This is a genomic window from Actinophytocola sp. (genome assembly GCF_035712165.1).
Classification (GTDB): Bacteria; Actinomycetota; Actinomycetes; order Mycobacteriales; family Pseudonocardiaceae; genus DASYTH01.
Genome location: NZ_DASTBH010000515.1, coordinates 1 through 17,222 on the forward strand (window position 1 = coordinate 1; position 17,222 = coordinate 17,222).

Below are 17,222 nucleotides of genomic sequence, written 5' to 3' on the forward strand. Positions count from 1 at the left end.
TGGGCGGCCTGCTCGGCGGAGGCCTCCAGCCGGCCCCGTTCCAGCGCCTCCACCACCCAGTCGGCCACCTCGCGCACGGCCGCCCGGCGGGCCGCGCCGTGCACCACCAGCACCCCGGCCAGCTCGTCCTGGACGTGCAGCGGAAGGGCCAGCACCGGTGTCCGGCCGGCCCGGCTCTCGGTGTGCAGCACCTGTTGGACCAGCGGGGGGACGACGCCGTCCGCGGGGATCGCGCCGGCCCAGACCGGCACCCCGGTCAGGTCGGCGAGCCCGACGCCGGTCACCCCGAGCAGCCGGCGCGCGCCGCGCGCCGCGGACCGCACCCGCGCCCCGGACAGGCCGTCCCGCAGGTCCGCCGCGAGCTGCCGGGCCAGGCGCAGGGTCGGCTCCGGCCCGGTGCCGGAGCGCCCGAGCCACCACGACCGGCCCGGTCGGACCGGCTCGGCATCGAGCCATTGATCGGCGGCCACCGCCATCAGCGCTCCATCATCCACCGACGGACTACTACGGACCGTGACACTCCCCGAGGCATCCGTCCCGTAGCGAACCCTAGGTGGGTGAGCCGTAATGCGAAAGCGCCATCCCGCTCTACGGAGGGGGTTCGTCTCACTGCCGGTGCCGGCCGTTGGCCAGCCGGGCCCGCTCCTCCGCGGTGCCGAACCGGGCGATGTCCCGGTCCCGGATGAAGCCGAGGCGGTCCGGCGCGTGCATCCGCAGCCGGATCCGGTTGACGTCCGGCGGCAGCGTGCGCTGGGTGGCCTTGCTGACCACGATCACGGTCAGGAAGGCGACCGGCACCGTGATGATCGCCGGCTGGCTCAACACCGACCAGGCCCAGTCGCCGGTGTAGTTGCTGACGGTGTTGACCACCAGCGCGGCCAGCACCAGCGCCCCGCCCACCACGATTCCGGCGGCGGCGCCCACCCAGGTCAGCCGGCGCCACCAGATGCCGAGCAGCAGCACCGGGGCGAACGTGGACGCGGCCAGCGCGAACGACATGCCCACCGTGAGCGACAGGTCGGTGGGCCGCAGGATGATCGACAGCGCCAGCGGAACCACGCCGGCGATCGCCGTGGCGTACCGGAAGTCCCGCACCCGCCCGGGCAGCATGTCGGTGGACAACACCCCGGCCACGCTCACCACCAGGCCGGACGAGGTGGACAGGAACGCCGCGAACGCCCCGGCCGCGGTCACCGCGCCGAGGATCTGGCCGAGCACCCCCGGCGCGATCTTGCTCGGCAGCGCCAGCACCGCCAGGTCGGTCCGGCCGGTGACCAGAAGTTCGGGCACGTAGAGCCGGGACAGCGCCCCGATCAGCACCGGGAACAGGTAGAACAGCGACAGCAGCAGCAGCACGTGCAGGGTGGTGCGCCGGGCCGCCCGGCCGTCCGGGTTGGTGTAGAAGCGCACCAGCACGTGCGGCAGGCCCATGGTGCCCAGGAACGTCGCCAGGATCAGCGAGTAGGTCAGGAACATGTCCGAGGTGCCGGCCACCGGGCGCAGCCAGCTCTCGTTGTCGGCCGGAGCGCCGGCCACCACCGGCACCGACGAGCCCTCGAAGAAGTTGAGCCGGGTGCCGGCGCCGACGCTGTACTCCCCGGGCGCCCAGAACGTCGAGCCGTGTGCCGGCCGGTCGTCGATGACGCCCTCGGCGCTGAGCCAGGTGTGCTCCTTGACCTGCAGCACCACCGGCGTCTGCACGTCGATCGCGACCGCCTCGGTGAAGGTGGGCGGCAGCGGCTCGGTCAACCCGGTGGTCGTCGTGGCCAGGCCGCCGTTGCCGAAGAACAGCGCACACATCACGAACGTCGGCGCGGCGATCGCGAACAGCTTGAGCCAGTACTGGAACGCCTGCACGACGGTGATCGCGCGCATCCCACCGCCGAACACGTTGACGATCACCACGGCCGCCACCAGCACCGAGCCGATCCACGGCGGGAACGGCAGGATCCGGGCCACGGTCAGGCCGGCGCCCTGCAACTGGGGCACCAGGTAGAGCATCCCGATGAACACCACGAACACGGTGGACAGGCCGCGTAACGCCTTGGAGCCCAGCCGGGCCTCGCAGAAGTCCGGCAGCGTGTAGGCGCCCGAGCGGCGCAGCGGCGCCGCCACGAACACCATCAGCGCCAGGTAGCCGGCGGTGAACCCGATCGGATACCAGAGCGCGTCCGCGCCGTCCTTGAGCACCAGGCCGGCCACGCCGAGGAAGGACGCGGCGGACAGGTACTCGCCGGAGACGGCGGCGGCGTTGCGGCTGGACCGAACGGTGCGCCGGGCGACCAGGAAGTCCGGGGTGGTGCTGGCCAGCCGGGACGACCGGAACCCGATGTAGAAGGTCGCGAACGCCACCAGCAGCACGGCGACGACGGCCCAGAGGTTCAGTTCCAAGGTCGACCCAACGTGTCTCGGCGAGCGTTCTGGTGAACCCTACTTCTCGACCATGTCGACGAAGTCACGCTCGTTGCGCTCGGCGATCGCGTTGTACAGATAGCCGATGCCGAACAGCAGGGGGTAAGGCAGGATCCCCAGGACGATCCACGGCAGCCGCACCCCGGCGAAGGAGAGCTCGGCCAGGTGCGGCAGGAAGTGGAACGCCGCCGGCAGCGCGGCCAGGAACAGCACCCCCAACCCCCAGAGCTTGGCGCCCGCCTTGAGCTGGACCCGGATGAACTGGCGGACCAGCTCCTCGCCATAGCTGGTCTGCTCCTCCAGCTCCATCGCGGTGCGCAGCACGGTCACCGGCGCCCGCGAGTCGGCCAGCACCACCCGCTTGCGCCGCGGCTTGGTCGGCGACTCCTCGAAGGTGGCCGGCTCACCCCGCCCCGGCCCGGCCGCGTGCCGGCTCATGGTGACATCGCCTCGCTCCGCTCGAATCGCGGGCCGTGCGGCGATGCCTTCCCTCGTTGCTCAGTCCAGGCACCGCCGGCCCGCGCCGGTAATAAGTCGGTCATATTGCGCCCCTGCGGGTGATCCGGTCCTTCAGCTCACGGGTGTGCCGGCGGCTGACCGGCAGCGTGCGCTCGCCGTTGCCGATGATCACGTGGTAGCCGTTGCCGCCGAGCTGCAGCTCGGTGATCAGCGCGACCGGCACCAGGTACGAGCGGTGGATGCGGACGAAACCGGCCTTCTCCCACCGTTCCTCCAGCTGCGCCAGCGGAATCCGCACCAGGTGCGAGCCGTCCGAGGTGAACAGCCGGGCATAGTCGCCCTGCGCCTCCACCCAGCGCACCGACGAGCGCGGGATCAGCTTCGTGGTGCCGGCCAGCTCGACCGGGATGACTTCGTCGTCGCTGGGCTCGACGACCGAGCTGGCCTCGCCGGTCAGGCCGTCGCCGCGCAGCTTGGACAGCACCCGCTGGATCGCCCGGTCCATCCGGGGCTGGTCGCACGGCTTGGGAATGAAGTCGACCGCGCCCAGCTCGAAGGCCTCGACGGCGTGCTCACCCTCGCCGTGCCCGGTCACGAAGATCAGCACCGGGGACGGTTTGAACCCGGCCAGCACCTTGGCCATCTCCATGCCGGTGAGCCCGGGCATCTTCAGGTCGGAGAACACGGCGTCCACGATCGGCCGGCCGGAGTCGCGCCGGGCGGCCAACTCCTGGTCGTCACCGGACAGGATGCGCAGGGCCCCGGTCGCGTCGAACGCCTGGATGATCCGGCGCACGTAGCGGTTGTTGTTCAACCGCTCGGCCAGGGCATCCATACCGTCCTTCTCGTCGTCCACGGCGAGAACGACGAGGCCAGGGGGGTTGGGTGCGGTACTCACAGTAGGTCGAATCCTGCCGATTGAACCCGGTGTCTGTCCATGGTCGGATCGGGCGGCACACGCTGGTGTGAAAACGCGTTACCCAGCGCGAACCGCCGAAGGCTCGGATCCGTGGCGGCAGGCCGCCGACGGGCCCGAGCGACGGAGCGGACCAGCCACGGCCTGCCCCGCAGATCCGAGCTGAGCGCCCTCATCGACACAGCGCTGATGAGTCGTCGCCTAGAGCCCGAACCGGGACCATGCCGCCCGCACCTCGATCGCCTCCACGGCCGACAGCACCCGCTCGGCCGTGGACTGGCCCCACGGTCCGGCCGAGGCGGCCACGCCCAGCCGGGCGAGCAGCGGACGCTTCGGCTCGGCCACGCTGATGTCGGCGTCCGGATACCGCTCGGCCAGCACCTCACGCAGGTTGCCCAACCCGTCGACCAGGCCCAGCTCGACCGCCTTCGTGCCGGTCCACACCTCACCGGAGAACAGGTCGTGGCCGTCGCTGAGCTTGTCGCCGCGCCGCTCGCGCACCCAGCCGGCGAACTGCTCGTGCAGTTGACCCTGCAGTCCGGCCAGCCACTCGACGTCCTCGGCCTTCTCCGGCCGGAACGGGTCGAGCCGCATCTTGTGCGTCCCCGCCGTGTACACCCGCCGCTCGACGCCGATCCGCTGCAGCAGGCCGGTCAGGCCGAACCCGGCCGAGACCACGCCGATCGACCCCACCAGCGACGACGGATGGGCATAGATCTCGTCGCCGGCACAGGCCAACCAGTACCCGCCGGAGGCCGTCACGTCCTCACAGAACGACAGCACCCGCACCTTCTTGCGGTTGGCCAACTCCCGGATCCGCTCGGCGACCAGTGCGGACTGGGTCGCCGCACCGCCCGGCGAGTTGATCGCCAGCGCCACCGCGGCCAACCGCTCGTGGTCGAACGCCCGGGTCAGCGCCGACTCGACGGTGTTGAGGTTGATCGTGCCCCGGCCGAGTGGGGAGGGCGTGGGGGTGATCACGCCGTGTAGCCGGACCACGGCGACTACGCGGGTGGACCCGCCCCGGTCACCGATCCTGGGCAGTCGCGAGACCAGCTTGTCGGAGACGCTCATGGGGTCCAACATACGTGTTCGGGTGGTTACCGGACGCGGGGGCCGACCCCGGGCAGCGCGGTCGACTCGTCGGAGGTCCCGGCGCCGTCCTCGCCGCCCGCCGAGTAGTCCTCCTGCAGGTCCGCGCGCACTCCCGGGAAGAACTTGGGCACCCGCAGGATGACCTTCATGCCCGCGCCCGGAGCGGTCTCCACCATCAGCGCGTACTCGTCGCCGAACACCGACCGCATCCGCTGGTTGATGTTGCCGAGGCCGACGTGCGCGCCGGTCTTGTGAGCGTTGCGCAGGTCGGCGAAGAGCCGGTCGGCGTCCATGCCGACGCCGTCGTCCTCCACGCTGATCAGCGCCTCGTTGCCGTTGTCCTGGGCGATCACGGTGACCGTCCCGCCACCCGGCTTGGGCGAGATGCCGTGCTGCACGGCGTTTTCCACCAGCGGCTGGAGCACCAGGAACGGCACCACCACCGGCAGCACCTCGGGCGCGATCTTGATCCGGACGTTGAGCCGCTCCTGGTAGCGCTGGCTCTGGATGGTCAGGTAGCGGTCGATGTTGCGCAGCTCGTCGGCCAGCGTGGTGAAGTTGCCGGTCGAGCGGAACGAGTAGCGGGTGAAGTCGGCGAACTCCTGCAGGAGCTCGCGGGCCTGCTCGGGGTCGGTGCGAATCAGCGAGGAGATCGCGTTGAGCGCGTTGTAGAGAAAGTGCGGGGAGATCTGCGCGCGCAGCATGCGCAACTCCGCCCGGGCCAGCTGCTGCTTGGACTCGTCCAGCTTGGCCAGCTCCAGCTGGATGGTGATGAACTGGGCCACCTCGTCGGCCGCCCGGATCAGCCGCTTGCTGTTCACCCCGCCGACCACGATCAGGGTGCCCTCCACGTCCCCGTCGATGATCAGCGGCACGATCACCGCGGTGCGCATCGGACAGCGGCCCCGGTGGTCACACTGCAGGTCGGTGTGGTTGATGTGCTCGCGATGGCTCTTGCGCACCGCGGCGTCGATCGCCCCGGTGAGTCCCTCGTAGTGCTCGTTCGCCTCGCCGTCCCAGGAAAGCAGCCGGCCCGAGGCGTCGGTGATGCCGATGGCCACGCACTTGAGCATCTCCACCAGATGCTTGGTGGCCTCGTCGGCGGCCCGCTCGGTCAGCCCGTCGCGCAGCTGGGGCGCCGCCTTGGACAGCCGCTGCACCGCGTCGAGCACCGCGTCCGGTACCGAGCCGTCGCCCTTGCGGTTGCGCAGCAGGAAGTAGAACAGCGCGGTCACGGCACACACCGCGACCGCACCGACCAGCATCTGCTCGGTCAACAGTCCGGACACGGCTCAATGCTCGGTTGTCGACAGCGGGGTGACAAGGGGCACCGGGATACGGTAACCGTCGTGGCGGTCCAGACAACCCGCGTAGCGCTCTTTCCGACGTGCCTGACCGATACGTTGTTCCCGGACACCGCGCGCGCCGTGGTGCGCCTGCTCGAACGGCTGGGGTGCAGCGTCGAGCTGCCGTTGGACGCGACCTGCTGCGGGCAGATGCACTACAACACCGGATACGCCGACCACGCCCGGCCGCTGGCGGCAGCACTGGTCTCGGCGTTTGCCGGCTACGACGCGGTTGTCGCACCGTCCGGCTCGTGCGTCGGGATGGTGCGGGAGGTGCATCCCCGGCTCGGCGCAGGCGGCACCCGGATGTACGAGCTGACCGAGTTTCTCGTCGACGTGCTCGGGGTGACCGACGTGCGCGCCTACTTCCCGCACCGGGTCACCTACCACCCGACCTGTCATTCGCTGCGGCTGCTCGGCGTCGGCGACCGGCCACTGCGGCTGCTGTCCGCCGTGCGCGGACTGGAGCTGGTCGAGCTGGACGAAGCCGACACCTGCTGCGGGTTCGGCGGCACGTTCGCGGTGAAGAACGCCGAGACCTCCACCGCGATGCTGACCGACAAGATGTGGAACGTGCTGGGCACCGGCGCGGAGTTCGTGACAGCGGGCGACAACTCGTGTCTGATGCATATCGGCGGCGGACTGTCCCGGAACCGCTCGGGTGTCCGCGCGGTGCACATTGCTGAGATCCTCGCCAGCACGGAGGAGGACCCATGGGTCGCAACCCGGTGACCTGGCTGGGCACAGCGCCATCCAGCCATCGACCGGAGGACCCATGCGCCGAAACCCCGTGACCTGGCTGGGCACGCCAACCTTCCCGAGAGCTGCCAGCGCCGCACTCGCCGATCCGCAGCTGCGCCGCAACCTCCGGCACGCCACGCACACCATCCGCACCAAGCGCGCAGGCGCGGTCGCCGAACTGCCGGACTGGGAGTCGCTGCGCCGGGCCGGCGAAGCGATCAAGAACGAGGTGCTGTTCCATCTGGACGGTTACCTCGAAGCGCTGGAGGCCGCCGTCACCGCGCGCGGCGGGACCGTGCACTGGGCCCGGGATGCCAGCGAGGCCAACGAGATCGTGCTGCGGCTGACCAGGGCCGCGGGCGCGGCCGAGGTGGTCAAGGTGAAGTCCATGGCCACCGCGGAGATCGGGCTCAACGACGCGCTCGAGTCGGCCGGGATCGGCGTCGTGGAAACGGATCTCGCCGAGCTGATCGTCCAACTGGGACACGACCGTCCGTCGCACATCCTGGTGCCGGCGATCCATCGCAACCGCGCGGAGATCCGGGAGATCTTCGCCCGGGAGATGCCGGGGGCGCCCGCGGACCTCGCCGCGGAACCGGCCGCGCTGGCCGAGGTGGCCCGCGCGCACCTGCGGCGCAAGTTCCTCTCCGCGACGGTCGCGGTGTCCGGAGCGAACTTCGCGGTCGCGGACACCGGTTCGGTGGTGGTGCTGGAGTCGGAGGGCAACGGCCGGATGTGCCTGACCCTGCCCCGGACCCTGATCACCGTGATGGGGCTGGAGAAGGTGGTGCCCACCTGGCGCGACCTCGAGGTGTTCCTGCAACTGCTGCCCCGCTCGTCGACGGCGGAGCGGATGAACCCGTACACCTCGATCTGGACCGGGGTCACCCCGGGCGACGGTCCGCAGGAGTTTCACCTGGTGCTGCTGGACAACGGCCGCACCGCCACCCTCGCCGACCCGGTCGGCCGGGCCGCGCTGCGCTGCATCCGGTGCTCCGCCTGCCTGAACGTCTGCCCGGTCTACGAGCGCACCGGCGGCGCCGCGTACGGCTCGGTGTACCCCGGCCCGATCGGCGCGATCCTCACCCCGCAACTGGTGGACGACCCGGCGGACAAGCAGGCGGCGTCCCTGCCCTACGCCTCGTCGCTGTGCGGCGCCTGCTTCGAGGTCTGCCCGGTGCGGATCGACATTCCCGAGGTGCTGGTCCACCTGCGCGCGAAAACCGTTGCGGCCAAGGGGAAACGGTCCGGCGAGGCGGCCGGCATGGCGGCCCTGGCCTGGATCATGGGCAACCGCAGGAGATACGAGGCCGCGCAGAAGGCCGGATCGCTGGCCCGGCTGCTCGGCGGCGCGGACGGCCGGATCTCGCACCTGCCCTGGCCGGGCTCGCGCTGGACGGCGAGCCGGGACCTGCCGGCGCCGCCGAAGGAGTCGTTCCGGGCCTGGTGGCGGAGAACCCATGGCTGACGCCCGGGCAGTCATTCTGAACAGGATCCGCGCCGCGATGGCGGACCGGCCCAGCGCGCCCCCGGTGCCCCGCGACTACGACACCCACCGGCCGGTGGACGACCTGCTCGGCCTGTTCGCCGAACGGGTCGCCGACTATCGCGCCACGGTGCGCCGGGTCGGCGCCGGGAAGCTCGCCGCCGCCGTGGCCACCGCGCTGCACGAGCGCGGCGCGCGCACCATGGTGGTGCCGCCGGACGTGCCGGCGTCCTGGTGCGCCGAGGGATTCCGGTGGCTGGTGGACGATCCGCCGCTGGCCGTGGACGAGTTGGACGCCGTGGACGGGGTGCTCACCGGGACGGCGGTGGCCATCGCCGAGACCGGCACCATCGTGCTGGACGCCGGCCCGGCGCAGGGCCGGCGCGCGCTCACCCTGGTGCCCGACTACCACCTGTGCGTGGTGCGGGCAGAGCAGGTGGTCGGCACCGTCCCCGAGGCGCTGGCCGCGCTGGATCCGGTGCGGCCGTTGACGTTCATCTCCGGACCTTCGGCCACCAGTGACATCGAGCTGAACCGGGTGGAGGGCGTGCACGGGCCGCGCACCCTGGAACTGCTGCTGGTCACTTGAGCAGGCGCGACAGCCGGCGGTCGGCCAGCGGCCTGCCGCCGGTCTGGCAGGTCGCGCAGTACTGGAACGCCTTGTCGGCGAAGGAAACCTCGCGCACGGTGTCCCCGCACACCGGGCAGGGCAACCCGGTGCGGGCGTGCACCCGCAGGCCCGAACGCTTCTCGCCCTTGAGCCGCGCGGCCTCCTGCCCCACCGAGCGGGCCACGGCGTCGGCGAGCACCTCGTGCAGCGCCGAGTGCAACCGGTCGACCGCCGCACCGTCCAGCTTGCCCGCGGTGGCGTACGGCGAGAGCCGCGCGGTGTGCATGATCTCGTCGGAGTAGGCGTTGCCCACCCCGGCGATGATCTTCTGCGTGGTCAGCGCCGTCTTGAGCCGTTCGGACCGCCCGGCCAGCAGCGCGCCCAACTCGTCCCGGGTGATCGACAGCGCGTCCGGGCCGAGCGCCGCGATGCCCGGCACCTGCCCGGGATCGGTCACGATCCACACCGCCAGACCCTTCTTCGTGCCGGCCTCGGTGAGATCGAACCCCGGGCCGTCGCCCGGCCGGCCCAGGTGCACGCGCAGCGCCAGCGGTCCCCGGCCCGGTTTCGGCGGCGCCGCGGACAGCGTGTCCGACCAGCGCAGCCAGCCGGCCCGGGCCAGATGGACGATCAGGTGCAGCCCGCCGCAGTCCAGGTCGAGGAACTTGCCGTGCCGGCCGGCGCCGGTGACCTCCCGGCCGTGCAGGTCGGTCCACGGCGGGCTGGCGGTCTTGAGCACCGACAGCGATGCCACATCCACCCGGGCGACGGTCCGCCCGGCCGCGTGTTCGCGCAGGTGGTGAGCCAGCGCTTCGACCTCGGGAAGTTCTGGCACCGCACCGTCCTCGCTAGGGGACCGGCCGGACCTGCCGCAGCGGGCTGTCCACGCCGGGACTGGACTCGTCCGCGATGTTACGGGCTATCCGGTTCACCTGCGTGCGTACGTTGAACACGCCGCGCACGGCGCCGGTCCACTCCTCGGTGGGGTTGCCCTCGCCGTCGTCACCGGTGGCGGCGGTGACCGACCAGGGCCGGCGGAGCATCCAGCGCAGCGGGAAGAACATGATCAAAAGAACGATCATGAGCACCAGCCAGAGCGGCACCCTGACGTCCTTGGGAGTCCAGAACACCAGCGTCACCGCCAGGATCACCACCAGCGCAGCGAGCACGACGGCCGAGCTCCGGCTGGAGCTGATGTCGTGCTCGAACTGGGCCGCGGTGGAAGGGGTCCGCCACTCCATGTCGGCCTGGAGAGTCCAGACCCGGTCATCGGCCCCGCGCACAACCCGCAACATGCCGGTAATTCTGACATCCACCGGATGCGGAAAGCGACCGTACGTGATCTTGGTCAGCGGTTCACCTGGACGGTGGGGGCGGCACTCCCTTCCCACCGGTGGCGGTGGTCGGCTTTCCGCTGCTGGACGTGGCCGCGGGGGTCTGGGGCGCCGTCGAGGTCGTCTCGCCGCTGACCGACAACGGGTTGACCTTGGTAGAGGTCGTGGTCGTGGACCAGACGCTGGTCTGGTCCGCGGAGTTGACCTCGGTCACCGACTTCGTCTCGTAGACCAGCGTGTAGTCGGCGTAGGTCTCGGAGTTCTGTTCGACCGTCGTCTCCCGGTACACCACCTGGGCGTCCTCGTCGTAACCGCCCGTGTCGGCCGCCGGGGCCGCGACCGTCGCCGGCGGTCGCGCCGAGCCGGTCCCGGTCGGCCGGGTCCGGCTCGCCGGCACGACGGCCACGGTGCTGAGCACGCCCGAGGTGAGCGCGATCGTCTGCGAACTGGACGTCGGCACCGGCTCGGTGATGGTCAGCCGCGTCTCGCGCCGGCCGTCGAGGTCATCGGGCGCGGTGCTGTACTGGGTGGCGCCCCAGGATCCGGCCACGATGCCCAGCACCCCCACCGCCGCCGACGACGCGGCCACGGCGACCTGCAGCTTGGCACTGGCCAGCAGGCCCTTGACCGTCACGCCGAGGCCGCCGGCCACCGCCGGGCCGGAGCTCGTGGCGGCCAGCTCCAGCGCGGCCAGGCCGCCGAGCGGGACGGCCAGCAGCGCGGCGTGCGCGCGTAACCCGGAGCAGACCTCGTGCAGTTCCGCGTGCATCGCCGCGCACGGCGGGCAGCCGGCCAGGTGGGCCCGGATCCGCCGCCGCTCGGAGCCCTTGATGCTGCCGGCGGTGTAGGCGCCCAGCTTCTCCAGCACCCAGCGGCAGCCGGTGGAGCTGCGCTCCGCGGCCAGGTGGGCCTGCAGGTAGGCGGCCCGCAGACCCTGCCGGGCGCGCCGGGCCAGGGCGGCGGTGGCATTGGCGGACAACCCGAAGTTGGTGGCCACCACGGCCGGCCGCTCGCCCTCGACCTCCACCTTCCACAGCACGCTGCGCCAGCGCTCGGGCAGGCTGGTGAACGCCCGGGTGATCAGGCTGCGCTCGGTGGACTGGTTGGAGGTGTCCGGGCCGGCGCCGGCCCGGTGGGTCAGCTCCTCATCGGAGACCGGCACGTCACGGCGCCGGGACCGCCATTCCCAGGCCACCCGCCTGGCCACGATCAGCAGGTAGCCCCGGACGTTGTCGACCGGCCCCGCGCCTCGGCGGATCGCCTGTAACACCCGGAAGAACGCCTCGGCGGTGAGGTCCTCGGCGTCGGACCGGTCATGCACCAGGCCGTAGGCCAGGCGCCGGACCGCGGCGGCGTGCCGGGCGAACAACTCTCCGTAGGCCGCGTCCTCGCCGGCCCGTAACCGTTGCAGCAGCGCCCGGTCGGCGGCGTCCTGGTCGATCGGGTCCCGCCCCGCATGGGCATCGTCGCTGGGTACGGAACCATGCAGAGACCCGCCAATCGCGGTCATCCGGCCAGAACCTCCTCCCGGCGACCACTTGACTGGGTGACAACATGCCACAGGAAGATTGCTCATGGTGCGCAACCGTGAAGAACGTTAACGGGAAACCGACGAAAGTACTGAGCCGTTCGGCCCAATGAGAATACTGGCGGTCTACGCCGGAGGTACGCACCGTAATTGCGTGGAGCGGACGACGGGACTCGAACCCGCGACCCTCACCTTGGCAAGGTGATGCGCTACCAACTGCGCTACGTCCGCATGATGCGGCCCAGTCTAACGGACCGCCGGGCCACCCGGGCTCACCCCTGTTCGGTGGCCAACCCGACCGGGCAGGAGACGCCGGTTCCGCCGATGCCGCAGTACCCGTTGGGAACCTTGTGCAGGTACTGCTGGTGGTAGTCCTCGGCGTAGTAGAAGTCCCGCAGGTCGGTGATCTCGGTGGAGATCTGGCCGTGCCCGCTGCGCCGCAGGGCGTCCTGGTAGCTGTCCCGGGTGCTTTCCACGTCCGCGCGCCGGGCCGGGTCGGTGAGGTACACCGCCGACCGGTACTGGGTGCCGACGTCGTTGCCCTGCCGCATGCCCTGCGTCGGGTCGTGCCCCTCCCAGAACACCTTCAGCAGCGCCGGGTAGGAGATCACCTCGGGGTCGTAGACCACGAGCACCACCTCGGTGTGCCCGGTGCGGCCGGTGCACACCTCCTCGTAGCTGGGGTTCGGTGTGTAGCCACCGGCGTACCCGACCGCCGTCGAGTACACCCCGGGGGTCTGCCAGAACAGCCGCTCCGCACCCCAGAAGCAGCCCATCCCGAACACCGCGGTGGCCATCCCGTCCGGGAACGGCGGCACGATCCGCCGGTCCGTGAACACCGCGTGCATCGTGGGCACCGGCATCGCCTCGGCCCGGCCTGGCAGGGCCTCCTCGGCCGTCACCAGTTGGGTCTTCTGCCGACCGAACAACACCATGGGGTCCACTGTACGGAACGCGCCGAAGTCAGCCGGTACCACGATGTGCATCAGGAAGGTTGCGAGTTCGGCCTCCGTCACCGGTTCGGGTTCGGCGCCGTGCACAATGTTGCCGGGTTCGGGGCTACGGCATTGGGTGAAAGGGGGCCTGGGGTGTCCTGGCAGGAGGAACTCCGCAAGCTCGACGAGGAGCTAGCCGCGGGCCAGATCTCGGCGGACGAATACCGGGTGCGGCGGGACCAGGTGCTCGCCTCGGCGGTGTCCGCCGGTCCGGAGAGCAGCACCACACCACCGGGCACGGCGGCTGCCGCACCGCCGGGGCCCCAGCAGCCGGCCGCACAGCCACCGGCCGCACAGCCACCGGCCAGGCCGGGCGAGCCGGCCCGCGGTGGCGACGACGCGGACCGGACCCAGATCGTGCCGAACGAGGGCGAGCGCACCCAGGCCGTCAGCGGCGGCTGGCAGGCTGCCCGGCCCGGCGGCCAGGAAGCCGACCGCACCCAGGCGGTACCCGGCGTGCCCCCGCAGGCCTATGCCGGCGGTGCGGCCCCCCGGTCCGCCCCCGGCGTCGGTCAGTTCCCCCCGCCACCCGGATATCAGCAGGGCTGGCACGACGAGGCGGGCCCGCCCTGGTCGGGTGCGGAGTTCCCGCCGCTGGCCCACAGCAACCCGGACTGGATCCGGCAGGGGCCGGAGGTTTTCGAGGCGGGCGACCGGTCGAAGGCTGGCAAGATCGCGCTCATCGTGGTCGCCGTGCTCCTGGTGGCCGGTCTCAGCGTGGGAGCGGTCATCCTGTTAAACCGGGACGACTCGCAGGCCCAGCCGTCGAACCCGCAGACGACCGCTCAGACACCGCCCACCACGACCACCTCAGCGCGGCCCAAGGACGACCTCGAGGTGGCCGACCTGCCCGGTAAGCACGAGAGCACCAACCACATCAAGACGTTCGCCGACGTCCTGGAGGCCAAAATGCTGACGCCCGAGGAGGGCGGCCTCTACGAACAGGCCGGCGCCGACAAGGTCCGGATGGTCTCCACGGTGATGCCGAACGGCACCCACGCGTTCGTGCTGACGACCGCCGTCAAGAGCCCCGCCGAGGCGATCCCGGTGCGGGACAGCCTCAGCCAACTGCAGATCACGTACGGAATGCAGGCCCACGCCGACGCCCCGAACGGGGTCAAGGCGGCGGGAATCGGCAAGCTCGGCGACCGGCCGGCGACGATCCGTGCACACTACGTGCACAAGGGCACCGTCGTGCGAGTCCAGGTCTACGGCGACAGCCAGGCCGACGTGAACGCCGCGTTCCGGGACGTGATCAGCCTGCAGGCGGATGCACTCGCCGTCGACCAGTGAGGTGTTGCGGGTCACCGGGTGCACCATCGTCACCCGGGCCGGCCTGCCGGCCGCCCGCGTCCTCGCCCGCTCCTACCTGGAACAGCACCCCGAACACGACTTTCGGACCGTCGTCCTGGACGGCGACGACGAGCCCGAACGCGGCGTCGCGGGCCAGTCCTGGCTGACCGAGGCCAGCACCGACTTCCTCGACCTGGCGACCGCCCTGGACGCCGGCGAACTGGCCGCCGCCATGGTCCCGGTGGTGCTGCGCCGGCTGCTCGACACCTCGGACGTGGTCTTGTTCCTGGCGCCCGGCACGGTGGTGTACGGCCCGCTGACGGACGTCGTTGCCGACGCCGCCCGGCATGGCCTGGTGCTCGCCCCGCGCCTGCTCACCCCGCTGCCGTCGGACGGTCACCAGCCCGACGACGAGGCCCTGGCCGAGGCCGGCGCGCTCAGCTCCAGGTTCGCGGCGGCCGGGCGCGACGCCAGGCCGGTCCTGGACCTGTGGGCCGACCAAGCCAGGTACGACCGCGCCGGGCCGGCCACGCTCGACGTGCTGCCGGTGCTGTTCGCGGCTCAGGTTCTCCGCGACCCCGGTTGCAACCTCAGCCACTGGAACGCACACGAGCGTGAGCTGGTGCGGGCGCAGGACGGCACGGTCAGCGCGGCCGGTCGCCCGCTGCGGTTCGTCGACTTCGACGGCTACGACCCGGATACCCCCTGGCTGCTCTGGACGCCGGCCCGGGGACGGCCACGGGTGCTGCTGTCCGAACACGAGGTGCTCCGCACGCTGTGCGACGGCTACCGGGACGCCCTGAGCTCCGCCCGCGACCGCGTCTCCGCTGCGCCGTACCGGTTCGGGTCCCTTCCCGACGGGACGCCGCTGCGCCCGGCGCTGCGCCGGGTGTTCCGCGACGCCTGGACGGCGGCGCACGGCAGCGGCAACCGCCGGACCGCTGCGCCGGCCCACCCGTTCGGAGCCGGCGGCCCGGCGGAGTTTCGGGACTGGCTGCGGTCCCCGGCCTCCGCCCGCGAGTCGGCGGCCGGGGTGAACCGGCTGTGCACCGGGATCTGGTCGCACCGAACGGATCTCCAGGTCGCCTTTGCCCGACCGCTCGACGAGCATGCGGCGGCCTTCCGCGCCTGGTGCCGCCGGCACGGCACCGTCGAGGAAGGAATTCCCGAGTGGGCGCTGCCGGCCGAGCCGGAGCCGCCCCGGCCACCGGTCCGCGAGTTCGGCGTGAACCTGGCCGGAAACCTCACCGGTGAGCTGGGGATCGGCGAGATGGGCCGGATCGTGCACCGCACCCTGGCGCACGCCGGGGTCCCGATGGTGTCGGTGGTGGAGGAAGAGTCGCTGAGCTGCCGCACCGGAGTCCCCGCTCCGGCGGACACCGGCCAGCCCCGGTTCCCGGTCAGCATCCTCGCCGTCAACGCCGACTTCACCCAGCTGCTACTGGACGCCCATCCGGCGGCGGGCGCGGGACGGTACCGGATCGGGTTGTGGGCCTGGGAGCTCGCGGACTTTCCGGCGTGGCTGCACGACGGGTTCGCCCTGGTCGACGAGGTGTGGACGGTCAGCGAGTTCTGCCGCGAGGCCATCGCGGCGCACGCCCCGCCGGACATCGCGGTGAAACGGATCCCGGTGCCGGTGCCCGACCCCGGGACGAGCCCGATGCCGCAACGGCGGCCCGGCGACCCGGTCCGGTTCCTGTTCGCCTTCGACTTCAACAGCACGGCGGGCCGGAAGAACCCGCTCGGCCTGGTCGGGGCATTCCGGCACGCCTTCCCGGGCCGCACCGACGTGAGCCTCGTCATCAAGGCGACCAACGGCGACCTGCACGTCGGCGCCGCTGAACGGCTCCGCCAGGCCGTCGCGGACGACCCGCGGATCAGCCTGCTCGAGCGGTACCTCAGCGTCGCCGAACTCGACCAGCTCTACGCCGACAGCGACGCCTATGTGTCCCTGCACCGGAGTGAGGGCTTCGGACTCACCGTGGCCGAGGCGATGATCCGGGGACTTCCGGTGGCGGCGACCGGCTACTCCGGCACCGCCGAGTTCCTGGACGACACCGTGGGCTGGCCGGTCGGCTACCGGCTGGTCGAGGTCGGGCCGGGCTGGCATCCCTACCAGCCCGACGGCATCTGGGCCGAGCCGGACCTCGAACGGGCGGCCGCCGCCCTGCGCCAGATCGCCGACGACCCGGCCGAGGCCGCCCGGCGGGGCAAGGCCGCCCGCGAGCACCTGCTGCGCACCCGCTCGGTGTCGGCGGCGGCCGACTGGATGGTGTCCGAGCTGACGGCGGCGCACGAGACCTGGCTGCGCCGGCAGTCGGGACCGGCGCCGGTGCCGCTCGCCCGCCGGGCGCTGCTCCGGGCCGCTCGTGTGCTGGACCGGCTGCGAATCCGTGGTAGCTCACCCAGGCCTAATCCCGACCGGACATAATCGGATCCCTATGAGCACCGAGGCCCCGAAGCGGGAAGCCGGAGCGCGGACCTTCTCGTCGAGGACCGACCTGCCCGCGATCCATGAGGCCTGGCTGCCCCGCGAGCACTCGCTGCACCGACCCCGGCACGGCGGCCGGCAGCTCGTCTCGCTGATCTGTGCCGCCGTGTTCTTCGCCACGCCGCTGGTCGCGCTGACCCTCGGGGTGCGCCCGGCCGAGTTCGAGAACCGGCGGCTGATCCCGTTCCCCAGCCCGGGCGCCGGCTGGGACTTCCTCACCGGCCTCGACCCGTGGGCGAGCGATCACCTGGTGTTCCGGGACGCGGCGGTGCACGCCGCGGACGGGATCAGCCGCGGGCTGTTCGGTGAGCCGCCGCCGTTCGACCAGCACTCGCCGCGGACCGGACCGATCGGGGTGAACCCGCGGCCGGAGACCCCCGTCGACATCGCCGTGCCACCGGTCATCGAGGGCAAAGAGGGCTGGATGTACCTCGGTGACGATGTCGTGACCAGGTGCCGGCCGGCCAACTCGCTCGACTTCGTGATCGGCCAGCTGCGCCGGTTGCGGGACGGCGT

At 71.7% G+C, this 17,222-nt stretch carries 14 protein-coding genes, 1 tRNA gene and 2 pseudogenes; 6 read left to right on the forward strand and 11 right to left on the reverse strand.

Annotated features, from left to right (window positions below; genetic code table 11):
- The 6 genes and pseudogenes from VFO68_RS29225 to VFO68_RS29250 form a co-directional block, all read right to left on the reverse strand.
- Positions 1-476 (reverse strand): annotated as a pseudogene (locus VFO68_RS29225) (sensor histidine kinase); the annotation flags it as partial.
- A gap of 130 nt (positions 477-606) precedes the next feature.
- Entirely contained in the window at positions 607-2,391 is a 1,785-nt protein-coding gene (locus VFO68_RS29230; protein WP_325161633.1) for a cation acetate symporter, read from the reverse strand.
- Positions 2,392-2,430: 39 nt separating this feature from the next.
- Positions 2,431-2,850 (reverse strand): hypothetical protein, encoded by a 420-nt coding sequence (locus tag VFO68_RS29235; protein ID WP_325161634.1) that lies wholly within the window; start codon positions 2,848-2,850, stop codon positions 2,431-2,433.
- A 100-nt stretch (positions 2,851-2,950) separates the two neighbouring features.
- On the reverse strand, positions 2,951-3,781 hold the full coding sequence (locus tag VFO68_RS29240) for a response regulator transcription factor (protein WP_325161645.1): 831 nt from the start codon (positions 3,779-3,781) through the stop codon (positions 2,951-2,953).
- A 207-nt stretch (positions 3,782-3,988) separates the two neighbouring features.
- The gene (locus tag VFO68_RS29245) at positions 3,989-4,861 is read right to left on the reverse strand and encodes a S49 family peptidase (RefSeq protein ID WP_325161635.1); all 873 of its coding nucleotides are present in this window, start codon (positions 4,859-4,861) and stop codon (positions 3,989-3,991) included.
- A 26-nt stretch (positions 4,862-4,887) separates the two neighbouring features.
- On the reverse strand, positions 4,888-6,147 hold the full coding sequence (locus tag VFO68_RS29250) for a GAF domain-containing sensor histidine kinase (protein ID WP_325161646.1): 1,260 nt from the start codon (positions 6,145-6,147) through the stop codon (positions 4,888-4,890).
- 84 nt (positions 6,148-6,231) lie between these two features.
- Here VFO68_RS29250 and VFO68_RS29255 point away from each other — a divergent pair, with 84 nt between their 5' ends.
- From VFO68_RS29255 to VFO68_RS29265, 3 genes are read left to right on the forward strand one after another with little or no spacing between them, the layout of a single operon-like run.
- Positions 6,232-6,960, forward strand: coding sequence for a (Fe-S)-binding protein (locus VFO68_RS29255; RefSeq protein WP_325161636.1), 729 nt, complete (start codon positions 6,232-6,234; stop codon positions 6,958-6,960).
- 43 nt (positions 6,961-7,003) lie between these two features.
- Entirely contained in the window at positions 7,004-8,437 is a 1,434-nt protein-coding gene (locus VFO68_RS29260) for a lactate utilization protein B (protein ID WP_325161637.1), read from the forward strand.
- Entirely contained in the window at positions 8,430-9,044 is a 615-nt protein-coding gene (locus tag VFO68_RS29265) for a lactate utilization protein C (RefSeq protein ID WP_325161638.1), read from the forward strand. Before VFO68_RS29260 ends, VFO68_RS29265 begins: the two co-directional genes overlap by 8 nt.
- Here the strand turns inward: VFO68_RS29265 and VFO68_RS29270 are convergent.
- The 5 genes from VFO68_RS29270 to msrA form a co-directional block, all read right to left on the reverse strand.
- A complete protein-coding gene (locus VFO68_RS29270) occupies positions 9,037-9,900 on the reverse strand; it encodes a DNA-formamidopyrimidine glycosylase family protein (RefSeq protein ID WP_325161639.1) in 864 nt (287 codons plus the stop codon). The genes VFO68_RS29265 and VFO68_RS29270 overlap by 8 nt on opposite strands.
- A 13-nt stretch (positions 9,901-9,913) precedes the next feature.
- A complete protein-coding gene (locus tag VFO68_RS29275) occupies positions 9,914-10,360 on the reverse strand; it encodes a DUF983 domain-containing protein (RefSeq protein ID WP_325161640.1) in 447 nt (148 codons plus the stop codon).
- 61 nt (positions 10,361-10,421) lie between these two features.
- A complete protein-coding gene (locus VFO68_RS29280; RefSeq protein WP_325161641.1) occupies positions 10,422-11,909 on the reverse strand; it encodes a sigma-70 family RNA polymerase sigma factor in 1,488 nt (495 codons plus the stop codon).
- A 173-nt stretch (positions 11,910-12,082) separates the two neighbouring features.
- Positions 12,083-12,158 (reverse strand) — tRNA-Gly (locus VFO68_RS29285).
- A gap of 41 nt (positions 12,159-12,199) precedes the next feature.
- Positions 12,200-12,862, reverse strand: coding sequence for a peptide-methionine (S)-S-oxide reductase MsrA (msrA, locus tag VFO68_RS29290; protein WP_325161642.1), 663 nt, complete (start codon positions 12,860-12,862; stop codon positions 12,200-12,202).
- Between the two features lie 153 nt (positions 12,863-13,015).
- Here msrA and VFO68_RS29295 point away from each other — a divergent pair, with 153 nt between their 5' ends.
- The 3 genes and pseudogenes from VFO68_RS29295 to VFO68_RS29305 form a co-directional block, all read left to right on the forward strand.
- Positions 13,016-14,215 (forward strand): SHOCT domain-containing protein, encoded by a 1,200-nt coding sequence (locus tag VFO68_RS29295; protein ID WP_325161643.1) that lies wholly within the window; start codon positions 13,016-13,018, stop codon positions 14,213-14,215.
- Positions 14,193-16,646 carry a glycosyltransferase family 4 protein gene (locus VFO68_RS29300; protein WP_325161644.1) on the forward strand — a complete coding sequence of 818 codons (2,454 nt, stop codon included), beginning with the start codon at positions 14,193-14,195 and terminating at the stop codon, positions 16,644-16,646. Before VFO68_RS29295 ends, VFO68_RS29300 begins: the two co-directional genes overlap by 23 nt.
- 10 nt (positions 16,647-16,656) lie before the next feature.
- Positions 16,657-17,222: pseudogene (locus tag VFO68_RS29305) on the forward strand (hypothetical protein); the annotation flags it as partial.